16 protein-coding genes are annotated in these 19,664 nt (G+C 62.6%); 5 read left to right on the top strand and 11 right to left on the bottom strand.

Annotation, left to right across the window (positions count from 1 at the left end; translation table 11 throughout):
* From Q7J58_RS11880 to Q7J58_RS11860, 5 genes are all read left to right on the top strand, one after another.
* The coding region (locus Q7J58_RS11880; RefSeq protein ID WP_304828010.1) for a PD-(D/E)XK nuclease domain-containing protein at nt 1-629 on the top strand (629 nt) is incomplete at its 5' end.
* A complete protein-coding gene (locus Q7J58_RS11875) occupies nt 626-2,206 on the top strand; it encodes an ATP-binding protein (protein WP_304828007.1) in 1,581 nt (526 codons plus the stop codon). The genes Q7J58_RS11880 and Q7J58_RS11875, both read left to right, overlap by 4 nt.
* Before the next feature lie 107 nt (nt 2,207-2,313).
* A complete protein-coding gene (gene dnaE, locus Q7J58_RS11870) occupies nt 2,314-5,790 on the top strand; it encodes a DNA polymerase III subunit alpha (RefSeq protein ID WP_304828004.1) in 3,477 nt (1,158 codons plus the stop codon).
* 150 nt (nt 5,791-5,940) lie between these two features.
* On the top strand, nt 5,941-7,431 hold the full coding sequence (locus Q7J58_RS11865; protein WP_304828001.1) for a SulP family inorganic anion transporter: 1,491 nt from the start codon (nt 5,941-5,943) through the stop codon (nt 7,429-7,431).
* Between the two features lie 14 nt (nt 7,432-7,445).
* Entirely contained in the window at nt 7,446-8,309 is an 864-nt protein-coding gene (locus Q7J58_RS11860; protein WP_304827998.1) for a universal stress protein, read from the top strand.
* Nucleotides 8,310-8,347: 38 nt separating this feature from the next.
* On the opposite strand, the gene tolA is transcribed toward Q7J58_RS11860, so the two are convergent.
* From tolA to Q7J58_RS11805, 11 genes are all read right to left on the bottom strand, one after another.
* The gene (gene tolA / locus Q7J58_RS11855) at nt 8,348-9,283 is read right to left on the bottom strand and encodes a cell envelope integrity protein TolA (protein WP_304827996.1); all 936 of its coding nucleotides are present in this window, start codon (nt 9,281-9,283) and stop codon (nt 8,348-8,350) included.
* A gap of 25 nt (nt 9,284-9,308) precedes the next feature.
* The gene (locus Q7J58_RS11850) at nt 9,309-9,725 is read right to left on the bottom strand and encodes a biopolymer transporter ExbD (protein WP_304827993.1); all 417 of its coding nucleotides are present in this window, start codon (nt 9,723-9,725) and stop codon (nt 9,309-9,311) included.
* Between the two features lie 2 nt (nt 9,726-9,727).
* The gene (gene tolQ / locus Q7J58_RS11845; RefSeq protein WP_304827990.1) at nt 9,728-10,420 is read right to left on the bottom strand and encodes a protein TolQ; all 693 of its coding nucleotides are present in this window, start codon (nt 10,418-10,420) and stop codon (nt 9,728-9,730) included.
* Between the two features lie 53 nt (nt 10,421-10,473).
* Entirely contained in the window at nt 10,474-10,917 is a 444-nt protein-coding gene (gene ybgC, locus Q7J58_RS11840; RefSeq protein ID WP_304827988.1) for a tol-pal system-associated acyl-CoA thioesterase, read from the bottom strand.
* Nucleotides 10,914-12,131 carry a pyridoxal phosphate-dependent aminotransferase gene (locus Q7J58_RS11835; RefSeq protein WP_304827985.1) on the bottom strand — a complete coding sequence of 406 codons (1,218 nt, stop codon included), beginning with the start codon at nt 12,129-12,131 and terminating at the stop codon, nt 10,914-10,916. Before Q7J58_RS11835 ends, ybgC begins: the two co-directional genes overlap by 4 nt.
* A gap of 27 nt (nt 12,132-12,158) precedes the next feature.
* Nucleotides 12,159-12,701, bottom strand: coding sequence for a transcription antitermination factor NusB (gene nusB, locus Q7J58_RS11830; RefSeq protein ID WP_304827982.1), 543 nt, complete (start codon nt 12,699-12,701; stop codon nt 12,159-12,161).
* A 73-nt stretch (nt 12,702-12,774) separates the two neighbouring features.
* On the bottom strand, nt 12,775-13,239 hold the full coding sequence (gene ribH / locus Q7J58_RS11825) for a 6,7-dimethyl-8-ribityllumazine synthase (RefSeq protein ID WP_304827980.1): 465 nt from the start codon (nt 13,237-13,239) through the stop codon (nt 12,775-12,777).
* Nucleotides 13,240-13,297: 58 nt separating this feature from the next.
* On the bottom strand, nt 13,298-14,428 hold the full coding sequence (ribBA, locus tag Q7J58_RS11820) for a bifunctional 3,4-dihydroxy-2-butanone-4-phosphate synthase/GTP cyclohydrolase II (protein ID WP_304827978.1): 1,131 nt from the start codon (nt 14,426-14,428) through the stop codon (nt 13,298-13,300).
* On the bottom strand, nt 14,425-15,072 hold the full coding sequence (locus Q7J58_RS11815; RefSeq protein ID WP_304827975.1) for a riboflavin synthase: 648 nt from the start codon (nt 15,070-15,072) through the stop codon (nt 14,425-14,427). Before Q7J58_RS11815 ends, ribBA begins: the two co-directional genes overlap by 4 nt.
* A gap of 36 nt (nt 15,073-15,108) precedes the next feature.
* On the bottom strand, nt 15,109-16,230 hold the full coding sequence (gene ribD, locus Q7J58_RS11810) for a bifunctional diaminohydroxyphosphoribosylaminopyrimidine deaminase/5-amino-6-(5-phosphoribosylamino)uracil reductase RibD (RefSeq protein ID WP_304827972.1): 1,122 nt from the start codon (nt 16,228-16,230) through the stop codon (nt 15,109-15,111).
* Nucleotides 16,231-16,392: 162 nt separating this feature from the next.
* Nucleotides 16,393-19,503 (bottom strand): PilC/PilY family type IV pilus protein, encoded by a 3,111-nt coding sequence (locus Q7J58_RS11805; RefSeq protein ID WP_304827969.1) that lies wholly within the window; start codon nt 19,501-19,503, stop codon nt 16,393-16,395.
* Nucleotides 19,504-19,664 lie beyond the last annotated feature (161 nt).

Below are 19,664 nucleotides of genomic sequence, written 5' to 3'. Positions count from 1 at the left end.
ACGAAAAGCTGTTGTCTACCTTTGATGTGGACCACATTCCTGCGGAGGCGCTGCTGTTTCAGACCGGCTACCTGACCATCCACGACAGCCGCGAGCCGCTGTTGGGCAACTGGGTCTACACCCTGGGCTACCCCAACCGCGAGGTGGAGTCCAGCCTGAACATGGCCTTGCTCACCGGCTACGGCCTGAGCGAACAACACGCCCTGAGCACCCGGCTGGCGCTGATCGAGATGCTGCAAACCCGCAACCTCGCCGGTATGGAGCCTCTTTTTCAGGCCCTGTTTGCCGGCATCCCACACGATGGGTACCGCAAAAACCAGCTGGCCCAGTTCGAGGGCTACTACGCCAGCATCTTCTACAGCTACTTCGCCGCCCTGGGGCTGGACATTCGCCTGGAAGACACCACGAACCACGGGCGCATCGACATGGCGGTGCTGTTCAACGGCGAGGTGCTGCTGTTTGAATTCAAGGTGGTGGAACTGACACCGCAAGGCCAGGCGCTGCAGCAGATCAAAGACAAAGGCTACGCCGACAAATACCGCGCACGCGGTGAGCCCATCCACCTGATCGGCGTGGAGTTCAGCAAGGACAGCCGCAACGTGGTGGGTTTTGAGGTGGAGACGTTATGACAGCCGTGAAACAGAAACTGCCCATCGGCATCCAAGGCTTTGCCAAGTTGCGCGAAGAAGGTTGTTACTACGTCGATAAAACCCCGTATGCGATGCGCTTGATTGAAGAGGGTAGCCATTACTTTCTCAGCCGTCCGCGCCGCTTTGGCAAGAGCCTATTTTTGGACACGCTGAAAGAGCTGTTTGAGGGCCATGCGGAGTTGTTCAAGGGGTTGGCGGCAGAAACACAGTGGGACTGGACGAAAAAATACCCGGTTATTCGCATCAGTTTTTCTGATGGGGTGTTGCAAAACCGGGCCGAATTGGATCGGCGAATCGTCGATATTCTGCGCGTCAACCGTCTCGATTTGGGATTGACGCTGCCTGCGGATGTGGCTGAAACCGATGTCATCAGCAGTCTGGCCGACTTGTTGCGCCAAGCCCACCGCAGCACCGGCCAGCGGGCTGTGGTACTGATCGACGAATACGACAAGCCCATTCTTGACAACATCACAGACACAACTGCAGCCACGGCGATGCGCGAAGGGCTCAAAAACCTGTACTCCGTGCTCAAAGATGCCGATGCGCACCTGAAATTCGTCTTTCTGACCGGCGTGAGCAAATTCAGCAAAGTCAGTTTGTTCTCGGGTCTGAACAACCTACAGGACATTACGCTGACACCCGAATACAGTGCTCTGTGCGGCTACACCGATGCCGATGTAGACACCGTGTTCGCGCCCGAGCTGCCTGGTCTGGACCGCGAACACATCCGCAACTGGTACAACGGCTACAACTGGTTGGGCACCAGCGTTTACAACCCGTTTGATTTGCTGCTGCTGTTTCGCAACCGCAAATTCAAACCCTACTGGTTCGAAACTGGCACGCCCACCTTTCTCATTCAATTGCTGGCCGAGCGGCAGTTTTTCACGCCCAACCTGAGCCAGGTGGTGGCGCATGAAAAACTGCTCTCCACCTTCGATGTGGACAACATTCCCGTCGAAGCCCTGATGTTCCAGGCGGGCTACCTGACGATTGATTCGGTCTGGGAAATTCCCGGGCAAATGGAGCTCACGCTCAAATACCCCAACCTGGAGGTGCAGGCCAGCCTGAACGACAGCCTGCTGCAGCACCTGAGCGGCGGTCTGGCCATTCCCGGTCCCCACATCAGCCGCCTGTACCGCCTGCTGGCCGCACGCGACTTTGCCGGGTTAAAAAACCTGTTCCATGCTTTCTTTGCCAGCATCCCCAACGACTGGTACCGCAAAAACCAGATATCTCAATTTGAAGGCTATTACGCCAGCATCTTCTACAGCTACTTTGCCGCGCTGGGGCTGGACATCAGATTGGAAGACACCACGAACCACGGACGCATCGACATGGCGGTGTTGTTCAACAACGAGGTGCTGCTGTTCGAATTCAAGGTGGTGGAACTGACACCGCAAGGCCAGGCGCTGCAGCAGATCAAAGACAAAGGTTACGCCGACAAATACCGCGCAAGGGGTGAACCCATCCACTTGATCGGTGTGGAATTCAGCCGCGACAGCCGCAACGTGGTGGGGTTTGAGGTAGAGGCGCTGACACCGAGCAGCGGGCAATAGACGGGCTGTTGAGCCATTTGCGCACGGCAAGCCGGTGCTTTGTGTGGGGCCATCCTTTTGCGTGGCACGCAGGGCATCACCGGAACTTGGCCTTCTAAAATGGCCGCATGTTCATACACCTGCGCCTGCACACCGAATTTTCCGTCGTTGACGGCACCAACCGCATCGACGATGTGGTGGCTGCCGCCGCCGCCGACCGCCAGCCTGCGCTGGCCATCACCGACCTGAACAACCTGTTTGGTGCCGTCAAGTTTTACAAGGCCGCACGCGGTGCCGGGGTGAAACCCTTGCTGGGCGCCGAGGTGATGCTGCAAGGCTTTACCGAAGAAACGCCCAACGCCATGCCCGGCAGCCACCAGCCAGCGGCCCCGCGCGTGGTGCTGCTGGTGCAGGACAAACAGGGCTACCTGAACCTGTGCGAGCTGCTGGCCCGCGCCTGGACGCGCAACGACGGCCGGGGCGGTGCACTGATGCAGCGCGCATGGCTGGAAGAACTCAACGGCGGTTTGCTCATGCTCTCAGGCGCGCAGGCCGGCCCGGTGGGGCAGGCGCTGATTCAGGGCGATGCCCACCGCGCGGCCGATGTGGCTCGCAAGCTGGCGGCGTTGTTCAGCCAGCGCTTCTACATCGAGCTGCAGCGCGCTGGCCGGGTGGACGACGAGCGCCATGTGACCGCCGCCGTGCAACTGGCCGCGCGCTTGCACCTGCCGGTGGTGGCCACGCACCCGGTGCAGTTCACCGAGCCGGACGACTACGAGTCGCACGAGGCGCGGGTGTGCATTTCCGATGGTGAAATTCTGGGCAACAGCCGGCGCGTGCGCCGCTTCACCCGCGAGCAGTATTTCAAGAGCGCCGAGCAGATGGTGGCGCTGTTTCACGACGTGCCCAGCGCCGTGGCCAACACACTGGAAATTGCCAAGCGCTGCAACCTCACGTTGGTGCTGGGCAAGCCGCAGCTGCCCAACTTCCCCACCCCGCTGATCGATGGCGTGCCCATGCCGATGGAAGATTTCTTCCGTCTGTCGTCGTTTGAAGGCCTGGAAGAGCGGCTGGCGCACATTTACCCCGACGTGGCCAAGCGCGACGCCGAGCGTCCGCGCTATGTGGCCCGGCTGGAATTCGAGATCAACACGATCTTGAACATGGGCTTCCCCGGCTACTTTTTGATCGTGGGCGACTTCATCAACTGGGCCAAGAAAAACGGCTGCCCGGTGGGCCCGGGCCGGGGTTCGGGTGCCGGCTCGCTGGTGGCCTACGCGCTGAAGATCACCGACCTGGACCCGCTGCAATACAACCTGCTGTTCGAGCGGTTTTTGAACCCCGAGCGGGTGTCCATGCCCGACTTCGACATCGACTTTTGCCAGACCAACCGCGACCGGGTGATCGACTATGTGAAGGACAAGTACGGTAAGGACGCGGTGAGCCAGATCGCCACCTTCGGCACCATGGCGGCCCGCGCGGCTATTCGCGATGTGGGCCGTGTGCTGGACTTTTCTTACGGTTTCTGCGACGGCATTTCCAAGCTGATCCCGAACAAGCCGGGCATGTCGGTCACGCTGCAGTACCCGCCCAACCCCAAAAAGGAAGGCGACAAAAACAACTACGCCATCGAGATGGAGCCGGTGCTGGCCGAGCGCATCAGCAAAGAAGACGACGTGAAAACGCTGATCGAGCTGGCGCAGAAGCTCGAAGGCATGACCCGAAACATCGGCATGCACGCCGGTGGCGTGCTCATTGCGCCGGGCAAACTCACCGACTTCACCCCGCTGTATGCCCAGCCCGGCAGCGACTCGGCCGTGAGCCAGTACGACAAGGACGACGTCGAGGCTGTGGGCCTGGTGAAGTTCGACTTTTTGGGTCTGGCCACGCTGACCATTCTGGAGATTGCACGCGAGTTCATTGTCAAGCGCCACAAAGGCCAGGAAGATTTCTGCTTCGAGAACGTGCCGCTGGACGATGCGCGCGTCTACGCGCTGTTCTCACGCGGCCAGACCGAAGCGGTGTTCCAGTTTGAAAGCCGCGGCATGCAGGGCATGCTGAAAGACGCCAAGCCCAGCCGCCTGGAAGACCTGATTGCGCTGAACGCGCTCTACCGCCCCGGGCCTATGGACCTGATTCCCAGCTTCGTGGCGCGCAAGCACGGGCGCGTGGTGATCGAGTACCCGCACCCGCTGGTGGCCGACATGCTGCGCCGCGCCATGGGCAAGAAGAAGGCCGAAGAAATGGCCGAACACCGTGCCATCTTCCGCGCCGGTGCGGCCAAAAACGACATCAGCCAGGAAAAGGCAGACGAGATTTTTGACTTGATGGAGAAGTTCGCAGGCTACGGCTTCAACAAGTCGCACGCCGCCGCCTACTCCCTGCTGGCCTACCACACCGGCTGGCTCAAGGTGCACTACACGGCCGAGTTCTTCTGCGCCAACATGACGGTGGAGATGGACGACACCGACAAGCTCAAGGTGTTGGTGGACGATGCGCACAAAATGGGCATTTCGTTTGAGGCGCCCGATGTGAACAGCAGTTTTCACCGCTTCGAACCCATCACCGACAAGTCGATCCGCTACGGCCTGGGCGCCATCAAGGGCACCGGGCAACAGGCCATTGACGCCATCGTGGCGGCGCGCGAAGGCCGAGGCGATGGCCCCAACGGCGCCGAGGCGGGGCCGTTCAAGAGCCTGTTTGACTTCTGTCGCCGCGTGGACCGCTCCCGGCTGAACAAGCGCACGGTGGAGGCGCTGATCAAGGCCGGTGCCTTTGACTCGCTGCACCCGAACCGCGCCGAGGTGCTGGCCTCGGTGGAGCGCGCCTTTGACTTCGCGGCCGCCAGCGTGGCCAACGCCAACCAGGGCGGCCTGTTCGACATGATGGGCGGCGACGACGACCACGGATCGAGCACGCAAGAGCCCGAGCTGGTGGCCACCGAGCCCTGGGGTGTGAAAGAACGCCTCACGCTGGAAAAAACGGCGATGGGCTTTTACTTTTCGGGCCACCTGTTTGACGAGGTGCAGCGCGAGGTGCGCCGCTTTGCCCGCACCGCGCTGGAAGACGTGACGGAAAGCCGCGACCCGGTGATTCTGGCGGGCATCGTGACCGACTTCCGCGTCATCAACGGCCAGCGCGGCAAGCTGGCGTTGTTCAAGCTGGACGACAAAACCGCCGTGCTGGAAATCAGCGCCGACGAAAACCTCATCAACCTGCACCGCAACCTGCTCAAAGACGACGAGTTGATCATCGTGCAAGCGGTGGCGCAGCCCGACCGCTTCTCGGGCGGCCTGCGGCTGAAGATCCAGCAGATCTGGGACTTGGCTTCGGCCCGCTGCCGCTTTGGCAAATACCTGCGCGTGGCGGTGAACGGCACAGCGCCTGCGGTGCACACCCTGGTGCGTGAATTCCCACCCAAGCGCGAAGAAACCGAGCAGGGCGAGCTGGTGCGTGGCTTGCCGGTGCGCCTGGCCTTGCAGCGCAGCGGCGCGCAGTGCGAACTGCAGCTGGACGACCGCGCGCTGTTTTTCCCCACCGACGCCGCCCTGGCCAGCTGGATGGCGCAGGCGCATGAGCGGCGGGCAGAGATTGTGTTTGAGTAGCCGGAGCTTCCAGCTCCGGTTCCCCTTGGAGCTGGAAGCTCCAGTTACGTCGGTTTTCTCTGGAGCTGCAAGCTCCAGCCACATTGCTTTATTCGGCTTGACGGCCATGCCTGAGCGGATGCGTTTCGCCAGCACACGAGAGTGATCACATTGTTTAAAAATTTTCAACAGGACTGGACCGCCAACGTCCGCAACGACTTGCTGGCGGGTCTGGTGGTGGCGCTGGCGCTGATTCCCGAAGCCATTGCGTTTTCCATCATCGCGGGCGTGGACCCCAAGGTGGGCTTGTACGCCTCGTTTTGTATTGCGGTGGTGATTGCGTTTGTGGGCGGGCGCCCCGGCATGATTTCTGCGGCCACTGGTGCCATGGCGCTGGTGATGGTGACGCTGGTGAAAGACCACGGCCTGCAATACCTGCTGGCCGCCACCGTGCTGACAGGCGTGCTGCAAATGGTTGCGGGCTGGATTCAATTGGGGCGGTTGATGCGGTTTGTGTCGCGCTCGGTGGTCACCGGCTTTGTGAACGCGCTGGCCATTTTGATTTTCATGGCGCAATTGCCCGAGCTGAACCCGCAGACCGTTGGCGTCACCTGGCATGTGTACGCCATGACCGCTGCCGGCCTGGCCATCATTTACGGTTTGCCCTACATCACGAAGGCGGTGCCCTCGCCACTGGTCACCATCGTGGTGCTCACGGGTGTTTACATCGTGTTGGACATGGACATCCGCACCGTGGGCGACATGGGCGAATTGCCCGACAGCCTGCCGGTGTTCCTGATACCCGACATTCCACTCAACCTGGAAACGCTGAAAATCATCTTCCCGTACTCGCTCACGCTGATGGTGGTGGGTTTGCTGGAATCGCTGATGACCGCCACCATCGTGGACGATCTGACCGACACCAAAAGCGACAAAAACCGCGAATGCGTGGGCCAGGGTGTGGCCAACATCGCCAGTGGCTTTATTGGTGGCATGGCGGGCTGCGCCATGATTGGCCAGTCGGTCATCAACGTGAAATCGGGCGGGCGTGGGCGTTTGTCCACACTCACCGCCGGCGTGGTGCTGCTGATTTTGGTGGTGTTTTTGGGCGATTGGGTCCAGCAGATTCCCATGGCCGCGCTGGTGGCCGTGATGATCATGGTGTCCATCGGCACCTTCAGCTGGGCCTCTTTGCGCAACCTGCGCGAGCACCCGCCCAGTTCCAGCATCGTCATGGTGGCCACGGTGGTGGTGACCGTGGCCACCCACGACCTGGCCAAAGGCGTGCTCACCGGCGTGTTGCTCTCAGGCTTCTTTTTCGCCCACAAGGTGGGGCAAATGTTGCGCATCCGCTCCCTGGCCGAAGACGAAGGCCGCCTGCGCACCTACACCGTGACCGGCCAGGTGTTCTTCGCCACCGCCGACCGCTTCAACGACGCGTTCGATTTCAAGGAAGTCATTGAGCGCGTGCGCATCGACGTGAGCCGTGCGCATTTTTGGGACATCACCGCCGTCAGTGCGCTCGACAAGGTGGTGATTAAATTCCGCCGCGAAGGCACCGAGGTCGAAATCATCGGCCTGAACGAAGCCAGCAGCACCCTGGTGGACAAGTTCGGCGTGCACGACAAAGACGGCGCAGAAGACCTGCTGGCCGGCCACTGAAAGGAATCGACAGCATGAACACCGACAACAAAGTTCTCGCCTGTGTGGACCAGTCTGCCTTTGCCGACCACGTGACCGACTATGCCGCCTGGGCTGCGCAGCGCATGGCCACGCCGCTGGAACTGCTGCATGTGATCGACCGCCACCCCGAAACCAGCGCCAGCCAAGACCACAGCGGTTCGCTCACGCCCGATGCGCAAGAAAGCCTGCTGGGCGAGCTGGCCGCCGCCGATGCCGCGCGCAGCAAGGCCGCTCGCGAACAGGGGCGGCTGTTTTTGAACCGCTTGCGCGAGCGCGCGCTGGCCGCCGGTGTGCAGACGGTGGACGTGCGCCAGCGCCTGGGTCATCTGGACGACACCCTGCACGAGCAACAAGACGGCGTGCGTCTTTTCGTGCTGGGCCGCCGTGGCGAGTCGGCGCAGTCCACCCAGCGCGATCTGGGCCGCAACGTGGAGCGGGTGGTGCGGGCGCTGGACCGCCCGATCTTGACCGTGACGGAGGGCTTCAAAGCGCCCGAGCGCCTGTTGATCGCTTTTGACGGCAGCAGCATCACCCGCAAGGGTGTGGAAATGGTGGCCGGCAGCCCGCTGTTTCGCGGTTTGCCGGTGCACCTGCTGATGGCCGGTCAAGCCAGCCAAGACGGCCCCAAGCACATGGCCTGGGCCACCGCCCAACTGGAAGCGGCGGGGCTGGGTGTGGTGGGTCAGATGGTGCCGGGTGACCCTGAGACCGTCATCGCCCAAGCCATCCAGTCCAAGGGCATCGACCTGCTGGTGATGGGGGCTTACACCCACTCGCCGCTGCGCAGCCTGTTCATGGGCAGCAAAACGACCGATCTGCTGCGCGCTGCGCGCATTCCGACGCTGCTGTTGCGCTGAGGCTTTTGCTGGGGCGCTCAGCGCCCAGCTACCCACTCTCAGTCCAGCGGGCGCAGCCCAATGATGAGCGATGACGGCACGCGGCCATCGGTGTCGCGCGGCAGGGTGCCGGTGCGGTCGATGGCGCGCAGCACCGCTTCGTCCCAGGCGGGGCTGCCGCTGGGCTTGACGATGCGCCGCGCGGTGATGGTGCCGTCGGGCAGGGTGCGCACCTCCACCTCGGCGCGGGGGTTGCCGCTCACGGTTTCCGTGAACACCACATTGGGTTTGATGCGCGCCGCCACGCGCCCGCCATAAGCGGCCGATGGGCCGCTGGACTGCTGCGCCGTGCCGGTGGCTGTTGACCCACCGCTGGCGCCAGCCTGTCCCATGATGCGCCGCATCTGTGCGTCGCGTCGCTCTTTGTCGGCCAGCTCTTCCAGGCGCTTTTCTTCCGCCAGACGTTCTTTCTCGCGCTTTTGTTGTGCCAGTTGCTGTTGCCGCTCTTTCTCTGCGGCGGCTTTCTTGTCGGCAGTGGCTTTGTCTGCAGCCGCTTTCGCTGCCTTCTCCGCCTTTTCCGCAGCGGCCCGGTTTTGGGCCAGCTTGTCCGCCGCCGCTTTTTGGGCTGCTTCTACTTTTGCTTTTTCTCTATCGGCTTCGGCCTTTTGCTTTGCCCGAGCGGTGGCTATGTCGGCCTCGCTGGGGCCGGGCGGCGGTGGGGCTGGCTGCACAAGCGGTTGGGGTTTGGGCACAGGCTCTTGCGGCGGCGAAGGCGGCGGCGGTGGTGGCTCCACCGCGCGGGGCGCCGCAACCTGTGGCTGGCGCGACCAGATTTCGGCCTCAAACATGACCGGTGGCGCTTCGCGCTGCCAGCCCACGCCCCAGGTGAGTGCTGCCACCAGCAGGCCGTGCGCCACCAGGGCCAGACCCAACGGCACCAGCCAGTGGCCTTGTTGCGGCGGGGCCAGGTTCAGGTGGTCGGCGGTGGTTTGCATGGGTTTGGGGGTGTCTGGGTCGGTGTCAGAGGGTGGACAACGCCACCCGCTGCACACCGGCGGCGCGCAGCCTGCGCACCACCTCCATCACCGCGTCGTATTTCACGTTTTTGTCGGCACTCACCAGCACCGGCATGTTCTCGGTGCCGGTGCTGAGCGCCTGCACACGGCCCACCAGCTGGCCCAGCGCCACCTCAGTGGGTGGCTGGTTGTCTTTGCCCATGCGCACCTTCAGGCGCTCCGTCTTGTCGATCAGCACCTCCACATACACATCGGGTGTGCGGTTGGCCTGGCCCACGCTGGGCAGGTCGATCTGGCTGGGCGTGATCAGGGGCGCCGTCACCATGAAGATGATCAGCAGCACCAGCATCACGTCGATGAAGGGCACCATGTTGATTTCATTCTTGGTGCGCCGGGCGCGGCGGGTGGAGACGACGGCCATGCTTATTGCCCGACAGGGGACTGGGCCCCCAGGTTGCGCTGCAAAATGTTGGAAAACTCTTCCATGAAGGTTTCCATGGTGTTGGCCAGGCGGTCGATGTCGTGCGCAAACCGGTTGTACGCCACCACAGCCGGAATGGCCGCAAACAGGCCAATGGCGGTGGCCACCAGCGCTTCGGCAATGCCAGGGGCCACCGAGGCCAGTGTGACCTGCGCCAGCGCGGCCAGGCCGGTGAAGGCGTGCATGATGCCCCACACCGTGCCAAACAGGCCCACATACGGCGCCACCGAACCCACCGTGCCCAGAAACGAGAGGTTGACCTCCAGCGCATCCACCTCGCGCTGGAAGCTGGCGCGCATGGCGCGGCGCGCGCCGTCCAGCAACGCGCTGTTGTCCGTGATGCGGCGTTCGCGCAGTTTCTGGTATTCGCGCATGCCGCTGGCAAAAATGCGTTCCATGGGCCCGCCGTGCCGGGCGCTTTGTGCCGCAGCCGCATAAAGTTCGTTCAGATTGCCACCCGACCAAAATTCGCGCTCGAACACTTCGTTGTGCGCTCGAACGCGCTGGATGGCGAACACCTTGCGGAAAATGGCCGCCCAACTGATGACGGACACCGTCACCAGCAAGACGACCACCGCCTGCACCACCCAGCTCGCGTTGAGCATCAATTGAACAATGGAGAGATCGTGGTTCATGGCTGTCGGAGTTCGAGAAACGGAAAAGGTTGCGGGCTTTTGCGCCGCCAGGCTCAAGCAGACGCGTTGAGCGCACCCAGAATGGCGGCTGGAATGCGCTGTGGCCGCAAGGTGCGGGCGTCTACCCAGCCAATGCGGATGATTCCCTCGCAGAGCAAGGGTGCATCCCCACCGGTGGGTGCGGCTTGCAGGCGCGCGTTTTGCTCAATGGTGAGCGAGGCACGCCCGGCTTCTTGCACGCGGGCGCTTACCCAAAGCACATCGTCGAGCCGGGCAGGGCGGTGGTATTTCACCTGCGTGGCGGTCACCACAAACATGCCGCCCACCTGCTCGCGCAGGCTTTGCTGCTCAACGCCCAGTGCACGCAGCCACTCGGTGCGAGCGCGTTCGAAAAATTTCAGGTAGTTGGCGTAAAACACGATACCGCCTGCGTCGGTGTCTTCCCAGTACACCCGCACCGGCCAGGTGAACTGACTTGGCGTGCTGATAAGGGTCACAGCGCTGCCTCCAGCCGAGCCACCGCTTCGCGCAACTGCGCCATCGAATTGGCGGTGGAAAAGCGCAAATAGCGCCCAGGGTCGGCGCTGCCGAAATCGCGCCCGGGCGTGGTGGCCAGTTGGCAGCGCTGCATGAGCTCAAACGCCAGCGCCCAGCTGCCACCCGCGTCGGGGCTGCTCTGGGGTGCAATGCCCCAGCGTGCGCACAACGCGCTCACGTCGGCCCAGGCGTAAAAAGCGCCGTCGGGCATCACGGGCACGGTGATGCCCAGGCGGTTGAGTTCGGGAATGAAGTAGTCGCGCCGGGCCTTGAATTCGGCGCGGCGGCGTTCGTATTCGGCCAGGGTGTCGGGCTCAAAGCAGGCCAGCGCGGCGTGTTGGGCGATGGTGCTGGCACAAATGAACAGGTTTTGGGCCAGCCGCTCGACCGCAGGCTCCAGCGCCGGGGGCAGCACCAGCCAGCCCAGGCGCCAGCCGGTCATGTTGAAGTATTTGCTGAAGCTGTTGATGCTGATGACTTCGTCACCCAGGCCATCGGGCAGTCCCAGGGCGCTGTGGCCGTAGGCCTCGTCAAAGCTCAGGCCCAGGTAAATTTCATCCACCAGCGTCACGCCACCGCGCTCGCGCACGAAGCGGGCGATGCGCTCCAATTCGTCGCGGGCAATGGAGGTGCCGGTGGGGTTGGACGGCGACGCCAGCAACACGCCGCGCGTGGCCGGACCCCAGGCCGCCTGCACCTGTTCGGCGCTGAGCTGAAAGCGCTCGGCCGGGCCAGAAGGCAGAAGCACCGCCGTGCCCTCGGCCGCCTGGACAAATTGGCGGTTGCAGGGGTAGCTTGGGTCGGGCATCAGCACCTCGTCGCCCGCTTCAATGAGCGCCAGACAGGCCAGCTGCAGGGCCGCCGAAGCACCGGCGGTCACCACGATGCGGGCCGGATCAATGTCCAGCCCAAAGCGCGTGGCGTACCAGCCGCTGATGGCATCGCGCAGTGCGGGCAGGCCGGTGGCCGGTGTGTATTGGCTGCGGCCGTCGCGGATGGCGCGCTCGGCCGCCTGCTGCACCGGCGCGGGCGCGGTGAAGTCGGGCTCGCCAATGTTCAGGTACAGCATGGGCCGGTCGCCCGGCTGTGCGGCAGCAGCCATGGCAGAAGCCGCTTTGGCCAATTCCATGACGTAGAAGGGTTCGACGCGCTGCGCCCGCTGGGCAATCCTCATGGTGGTGCTGTGTCGGTCAAGCGTCAATCAGGCAGGGTCGTCCGCTGCAGGCGTCACGGTGGCGCCAGACGCAACAGCCACCGTGGACTTGCGACCACCCGTTTTGGCCGGTGCCGCAGCCATTTCCACCGGGCGCAATTGGGCCGCGAGCTGGTGCAGCACACCGTTCACATATTTGTGGCCGTCGGTGCCGCCGAACGACTTGGCGAGTTCAATGCATTCGTTGAGCACCACGCGCCACGGCACGTCGGGGCAATGTTGAAACTCGTAAACACCGATCCACAGCACGCCGCGCTCAATGGGCGAGAGTTCCACCAACGGGCGGTCCAGCAGCGGGGTGATCAGGGTGTCCAGCGCATGGGCCTCTGCAACGCAGCCGTGCAGCAGCGCGTCGTAGTGCACGCTGTCGGCTTTGTGAAAACCAGCGAGATCGCGCGTGAAGGCGTCGATGTCGCTCGCCGTGTTGCGGCCCACCATGTGTTGGTAGATCGCTTGCAGGGCAAATTCGCGAGCGCGTGTGCGGGTCGATTTTTCAGCGGCCTTGCGGGTTTTGGTGGGAGCGTTGTTCATGTTGTTGTGGGCCTATGGCGAACCGGTATGGGGTTCTGGCGAGCTGTTGGGGGTGCACAGCCCAGGTTCATCCTCAGCCGATGTGTTCCAGCACATGGGCCATCTCAACCGCCACCCGAGCGGCGTCCTGGCCCTTGTCGGTTTGGCGGGCCACGGCCTGTTCCAGGTTTTCGGTGGTCAAAATGGCGTTGGCGATGGGGATTTGGTAGTCCAGCGACAGGCGCGAAACCGATGCGCCCGATTCGTTGGCCACCAGTTCAAAGTGGTAGGTTTCGCCGCGAATGATGCAGCCCAGCGCAATCAGCGCATCAAAGTCGTCGCGCTCGGCCATGGCTTGCAGCGCCACCGGCACCTCCAGCGCACCGGGCACCGTGACGTGGCTGATGTTTTTCTCTTGCACGCCCAGTGCCAGCAACTCGGCGTGGCAGGCCGCAAACAGCGCGTTGGTGATGCCTTCGTTGAAGCGGGCCTGAACAATGCCGATGCTGAGTTTTTTGCCATCCAGCAGGTTGGCTGTTCCTTTGTCTGCGCCGAACATGGTTGATTCCGTTTCTTGGGTGGTTTGAAGGCAATACAGGACGTTGGGGCGGTGGCGGTCAGGCCGTTCGGCTCAGGTAGCCGGTGATTTCAAGCCCATAACCGGTCATGCTGGGCATGCGGCGTGGGTTGCCCATGAGGCGCATTTTTTGCACGCCGCAGTCGCGCAAAATCTGCGCGCCCACGCCGTAGGTGCGCAGGTCCATGCGACCACGCTCGGGCGCCTGCGCCGAACGGGCCGTGCCCTCAAACTGGGCCAGCAGCTGATCGGCGGTTTCGCCGCAGTTCAGCAACACTGCCACGCCCGCGCCGGCTTCGGCAATGTGCCGCAGGCTGGCTTCCAGACTCCAGCTGTGCATGGAGCGGCCCACTTCCAGCGCGTCCAGCACCGACAGCGGTTCGTGCACGCGCACGTCCACGCTGTGTTCGGCCGCCCAGGCGCCTTTGACCAAGGCCAGGTGCAGGGCGCCGCTGGGTTTGTCGCGGAATGCGGTGGCGCTGAATTCACCAAATGCGGTGTTCAGGCTGCGCGTACCCAGTTTTTCTACCAGGCTTTCGGTGCGGCTGCGGTACGCAATCAGGTCGGCAATGGTGCCAATCTTCAGGCCGTGCTCGGCCGCAAACAGCTGCAGGTCGGGCAGGCGGGCCATGGTGCCGTCGTCTTTCATGATCTCGCAGATCACGGAAGCGGGCGAGCAGCCCGCCATCACGGCCAGATCGCAGCCGGCTTCGGTGTGTCCGGCACGCATGAGCACGCCACCGTCCACAGCCTGCAGCGGGAAAATGTGGCCGGGCTGCACCAAGTCGTCGGGCACGGCTTTGGGGTTCACCGCCGCTTGTACCGTGCGAGAGCGGTCGGCGGCTGAAATGCCGGTGGTCACGCCCTCGGCGGCTTCAATGGACACGGTGAAGGCGGTGCCTTTTTTGTCGCCGTTGCGTGCCACCATGGGTGGCAATTTCAGCTGTTCGCAGCGCTCGCGCGAGAGCGTGAGGCAAATCAGCCCACGGCCAAAGCGCGCCATGAAGTTGATGGCATCGGGCGTCACGTGGTCGGCCGCCAGCACCAGGTCGCCTTCATTCTCGCGGTCCTCTTCGTCCACCAGGATCACGATGCGCCCAGCGCGCATGTCGGCCACGATGTCTTCAACCGGGGAAATCTGAACCGGCGTCAGGGTGTCTTGGTCGCTCATGCGTTCTTGTCCTTGGGGGTGAGGTTGCCGGCGCTGAGCATGCGTTCCACATAGCGCGCGACGGTATCGATTTCGAGGTTGACCGGGCTGCCCGCGGTCAGTTGGCCCAGTGCGGTGTTTTCTACCGTGTGGGGAATGAGGTTGATGCTGAATTCGCAGCCTTGTTCGCTGTCACTGACCTGGTTCACGGTCAGGCTGACGCCGTTGATCGCGATCGAGCCTTTGTATGCCAGGTATTTGCCCAGCTCGGGCGGGGCCATCACGCACAGTTCCCAGCTCTCACCCACCTGCTCAAACCGCGTCACGGTCCCCACACCGTCCACATGGCCCGACACAATGTGTCCGCCCAGGCGGTCGTGCGCACGCAGCGCTTTTTCCAGGTTGATGCGCCGACCGATATCGGCCAGGCCGGTGGTGCGGGCCAGCGATTCCGCCGAGATGTCGATGGTGAAGTGGCGCTGGGGCAGGTCCAGCGACGTGACCGTCATACACGCGCCGTTGAGCGCAATGCTGTCGCCCAGTCCAACGTCGTCGAGGTAGCCTGGCGGCGCCTCTAGGGTGAGTCGCCTGCCATGGTCCAATGAGCTGCCCAGAGCGTGGAGGGCGGCGATGCGCCCCACGCCGGTGATGATGCCGGTAAACATAGGCGCGTATTTTGGCAGGGTTTCAGAGCACCTCCGTCACCCCGCATGTAAAAACCCGTCTCGCCCCACCACCCGGGCCACGATCCGCAAGTCTTCGCCGACCGCGTCCACCGAGTGGAAGGCCAGCGGCACGCCCTCTTGCAAAGCATTCAGGGGGCCGAAGTTGGACAAACCCGCGCCCTGGCCCAGCAGCTTGGGGGCCAGGTACACCAGGCATTCGTCCACCAGACCCTCGCGCAAAAACGACCCATTGAGCTTGTGGCCGGCTTCGAGGTGCAGTTCATTCACCTCGCGCCGGGCCAGGTCGTGCAGCAGGGCCGCCAGATCGACCTTGCCCGACGGGGACGGCAAATGGACCACCTGAGCCCCCAGGGCCTCCAGCGCCGCCTGTTTGTCTGCGTCGTTCACGGCGCAGTAAATCCACACCTGGCGCGGCAGACCGTTGGCCGGTGTGCCCAACAGCCGCGCGCTCGGTGGTGTCTCCAATCGGCTGTCCACGATCACCAGATGCGGTTGCCGGTTCGTGGGCGCCAGACGCACATCCAGCATGGGGTTGTCTTCCAGCACCGTGCCAATGCCGGTCAACACCGCGCCAGCGCGTGCCCGCCAGGCATGGCCGTCGGCCCGGGCGGCTTCGCCCGTGATCCACTGGCTCACGCCGTTGTCCAACGCCGTCACGCCGTCCAGCGATGCCGCCATCTTCATGCGCACCCAGGGCCGCTGGCGGATCATGCGGCTGAAAAAACCTATGTTCAGTTCGCGCGCTGCGCGGGCCTGCGCGCTTTGGGCTGGCAGCACATCCACCGCCACGCCAGCGGCGCGCAAGCGCTCTGCGCCGCGGCCGCTGACCAACGGGTTCGGGTCCAGCACAGCAATCACCACGCGGCCCACACCGGCAGCCACCAGCGCATCACAACACGGTGGCGTGCGGCCGTGGTGTGAGCAAGGCTCTAGGGTGACGTAGGCGGTGGCGCCGCGAACGTCGATACCCGCTTCCTGCGCAGCGCGCAAAGCCATGACCTCTGCGTGCGCGCCACCAGCCTGCTGGGTGTAGCCGCTAAAACGCCGGCCGTCGAGCGTCTCCAGGCGACAGGCTACCCGAGGGTTCGGATCCGACAGGCCGATGGCGTTTTCAGCGAGTTGGTTCAAGCATTCCATAAATCAATCAAGCAAGATATTTCGACTTCCAAGGGTGTGTAGGCAACCCATGCGAAATTGAAAATAAGGTCAAACACCACGGGTATTTCTAACCCATGGCAGCCACAGATCTGGCGGGCTCCAGCGTGGCCGGATCATACGGGGCTTGGTGAGCCTCTTTCATCAGTGGTTGGTGTTGATGCGCCAGTAGAGGGGCCGTCGCTTTGGAGCAACCGGCGGTTGGGGATCGATCGCGTCCAGAGGCGATGGGCCCGAACCACCGATGAGGAACGGCTGCTTGTAAGTGGTCGGGTTTCCATTTCTATCCTTGCTGTCCAACAACAGCACCCCACCCACCGGTGAAGGGGGCATGCCTCCCCCGAGGATTTCTGTGGGCGCCTGTGGCGGTTGGCAAAACAGCGGGAATTGGTAAAAAAATCCCTGACCAAGGCCGCTCACGCAGGTGTTTCGGGTTTCTGGGGTGGGCCGGTGGGTTCCGAAATAGGTCATGCCCGACGCTGTCAACGGTGCGTTGATGACTTTTTCACCGTTGGTGGCCAGTTGGATGTAGCAGCCATTCTCATTGACACGGTCTGTGGTTGGCTCAGGCACCATGGTGGCGTTGTTGACGATGGCGATTTTGGTGAGATCTGTGAGGCTCAGAGCCTTGAGAATCGGTTTTTGCAGAGGATCCTTGATCAGGAAGAAGTGGTTGTTGGTGATCTTTGTCGTGGGTTTTTCCCGGTCGCCTGTGCCCACCATGATGGCAGCGTAATTTTTGGTTATCACCACGTCTGGCCGGTAAAACACCTTGCCTTCCAGCGCAGCGATTTTGTGGGCTTTTACCAGGTCCCAGGTGGCGGGCGACACGAGACTGCCGCTGGCGGGCACATCGATGCGGTACAGGTTGCCGCGCACATCGGCGAAATACAGCCGGTCAGGCCGGCCGTCTCGGTTGGTGTCGACCCACGTGATTTCGCTGGGCACCGAAAAATCGGTGTCAATCCGCTTGATCAGGGCACCCGTGCGTCCGTTGATGACGAATACCGCATGGCCGATACCGCCAGACGTGTTGTTGTCCTCGGCGGGGTCGTAGCCACCGCCCATCACCGTGAGCAGGTTGGGCGTTGCTTCATTGTCTACCGCCATGGTGCGCGGCATGGACCAGGTTTGTGCCAATGTGGCAAAGTCCCCGGAATTTCCACCGGTGATTTTCCACTTGAATTTGGGATCGTTTTTGTCCGTGACATCCAGTGCATACACGGTGCGCCCGCCGCGTCGCATGCTGGGGTAAATGATGGCTTCGGTCAGTGTGTTGCCGGTGTAGCGGACATAGCTGCCGATAGGGCCGTCCATGCCATAGGTTCGCGGTTGCTTGTCACCTGCCGAAAGGCGTTCGCCCAAGTCGTTGTTTTCCGGGGTTTGAACCCGAGGTACCCCGTTGCGCAGGCGCTCCATCAACTCGTAATGCTCCCGAGGGACGAAGGACCACAGTTCCGAGCCTGCACCGGTGCCGCTCTTGCGGCCGTCAACGGCGTGGAAGTGACCGTCGTTGGTGCCGTAGTAAACCACCACATCGCCGCCGCCGTAGTTCAGCGCCGTGGGTGTCGTGTGCAGCACATCGCCGTGCATGCTGTGGCGCGCACCGGTGTTGCTCAGCGGTGTTGCGGTGGTGCCGTTCAGGTAGGAGCCGTTGAATTGCTCTGCATGCAGCCCGTCCGCTCCGGTGGGAACATTGTTTTCCCCACGTGCCCAGTTGACCAGCTCCGCCGATAGCCCCGTGTTGTGGGTGTCAAAAGGCGAGGAGGACAGGGACGCCCCACGGGTTGGGACGGCGGGTAAGGTGTAGACCTTGCGCGCGCTTGCGTTGTGTATGTTGGTTTGGCGCAGCATTTGCGCCGCACCGCCTTTTTCAGTGACTGCGCCGTCGGGGTTGTCGCTGCTGCTCGCCGGTGTTCCCAAGGGGTTCAGGTCAAAGAATACGCTGTTGTCGGTCCAGAAACTCCTGGCCGTAGAGGCGAAGAAACCGCCAGAGGTGGCGGGTTTGTTGTTGGCGTCCAGCAGGGTGAGTGCATGGTTGTTGAATCCCATGTGGTACTGGCGCATGTTGCCGACCCAACGGGGGCGAAAGTTGCCATCTGGGCGAAACATGCCCACGTACACCTGGTTCAAGAAGGTGCCTTGGACGCTGCTGGCCACCGGGAGTGCCGTTGAAGCAAATACGCTGTCCTGGGTTGAGACCCTCAGAAACACCTCTTCAAATGCGGAAATGAGTTTCAGCAGGTCCCCGCCGACCTCGACATAAGCGTTGTCCGGGCTGCCCACTGCGGCCATGGACTTCAGCAGTTTGGTTTGTCTGGCATCGGGTTTGGCATGGAACACGTTCATCGCGTAGGTGTTCAAGGGCTGTACACCAAGTGCCGGGTGGGTGTCTGTATGGGCGGCAAAAAAGGCCCATTCGTCGGCCAGGCGACTGGTGTCGGAACGGGTCGCCGATAGGGTGACTGGGCTGTAGCCCATGCCGCTGAATCTCAAGGGGCCGCTCTGCGGTTCGTCGTTGGGGTAGCTGTTGCCGACCAGCAGCAAATAGTTGCCGCTGCAGTTCGATGTGGGCGGGTTGTACGTTGTGTGTTCGTTGTCGGTAAAGGCCGCCGGGTCATCGAGAGGCGTCTTGCCGGCCCCAAAGCGGCCAGGGCCATACCCTGAGCGGCTCACCGGACTGCCTGCCGTGTCGGTCGCCACCAGGTTGGGGTTGGTATACCCGCCGAAGTACTTGAAGGCTTCGTACACCGCCGCACTGTAGTTGGCGTCGGCTGGGGCTTTGTAGTCGGAGCCGTTGATGTTGGCCGCCAGCTTATCGATTTTTGCCAGCAGTGTGGCGCAGGTGTCTGTGGGAGACCTCGCCAGTGGCTGAACCGCGTGGTGGATGACCGCGACGGGGTCGCCGCTGTTTCGCACAGAGCCCTTTTCCCCGTTAAACAGTGAAATACCGACACGGATGGTGGTTTTGGGTGTGGCCGGGTCGCAAACCAGATTGTTCAACACGTACTTCAAGGCTCGCAACTGCACCTGTCCCTGGGTGGGGGATTCGTTGTTCTCCCACTCCTTGAAGTGGGTCTCCCACGGCCATTTGAGATCACCCACTTTGTTTTCTTTGAAAATCTCACGGATTGCCTCCTTGCAGGGGGTCTTGCCATCCGTGTCGTTCACCTTGCATTTGCCGTACACGCTACCGGGCTTCCAAGCGTTGTTTTGTGCCGACCAGTTTGCCGTGTTGTCGAGGTGAATCAGCACGTTGGGCGCTCGGGATGCGCTTGATGAAGGGCCATAAATGTCGGTGTCCGCTGCCCATACTGCTGTCACGGCCACAAGCGATAGCAGCACTGTGCCAGCATGAAGCCTGGGTACGGGTATCCTGATGCGTGTAGGGTGTGTCATTTGCGCCGGGTTTCTTG

Origin of the sequence: Hydrogenophaga sp. (assembly GCF_030656115.1) — a bacterium.
GTDB lineage: Bacteria > Pseudomonadota > Gammaproteobacteria > Burkholderiales > Burkholderiaceae_C > Hydrogenophaga.
This window is presented reverse-complemented; position numbering and strand designations above follow the sequence as displayed.

Excerpts from the sequence above, each read along its gene's own strand:
- Q7J58_RS11815 (WP_304827975.1), bottom strand. The coding sequence starts at position 15,072 with ATGTTTACCGGCATCATCACCGGCGTGGGGCGCATCGCCGCCCTCCAC.
- tolA (WP_304827996.1), bottom strand. The coding sequence starts at position 9,283 with ATGCAAACCACCGCCGACCACCTGAACCTGGCCCCGCCGCAACAAGGC.
- tolQ (WP_304827990.1), bottom strand. The coding sequence starts at position 10,420 with ATGAACCACGATCTCTCCATTGTTCAATTGATGCTCAACGCGAGCTGG.
- ribD (WP_304827972.1), bottom strand. The coding sequence starts at position 16,230 with ATGGAATGCTTGAACCAACTCGCTGAAAACGCCATCGGCCTGTCGGAT.
- ribBA (WP_304827978.1), bottom strand. The coding sequence starts at position 14,428 with ATGAGCGACCAAGACACCCTGACGCCGGTTCAGATTTCCCCGGTTGAA.
- Q7J58_RS11875 (WP_304828007.1), top strand. The coding sequence starts at position 626 with ATGACAGCCGTGAAACAGAAACTGCCCATCGGCATCCAAGGCTTTGCC.
- Q7J58_RS11850 (WP_304827993.1), bottom strand. The coding sequence starts at position 9,725 with ATGGCCGTCGTCTCCACCCGCCGCGCCCGGCGCACCAAGAATGAAATC.
- Q7J58_RS11860 (WP_304827998.1), top strand. The coding sequence starts at position 7,446 with ATGAACACCGACAACAAAGTTCTCGCCTGTGTGGACCAGTCTGCCTTT.
- Q7J58_RS11835 (WP_304827985.1), bottom strand. The coding sequence starts at position 12,131 with ATGAGGATTGCCCAGCGGGCGCAGCGCGTCGAACCCTTCTACGTCATG.
- dnaE (WP_304828004.1), top strand. The coding sequence starts at position 2,314 with ATGTTCATACACCTGCGCCTGCACACCGAATTTTCCGTCGTTGACGGC.
- ribH (WP_304827980.1), bottom strand. The coding sequence starts at position 13,239 with ATGTTCGGCGCAGACAAAGGAACAGCCAACCTGCTGGATGGCAAAAAA.
- nusB (WP_304827982.1), bottom strand. The coding sequence starts at position 12,701 with ATGAACAACGCTCCCACCAAAACCCGCAAGGCCGCTGAAAAATCGACC.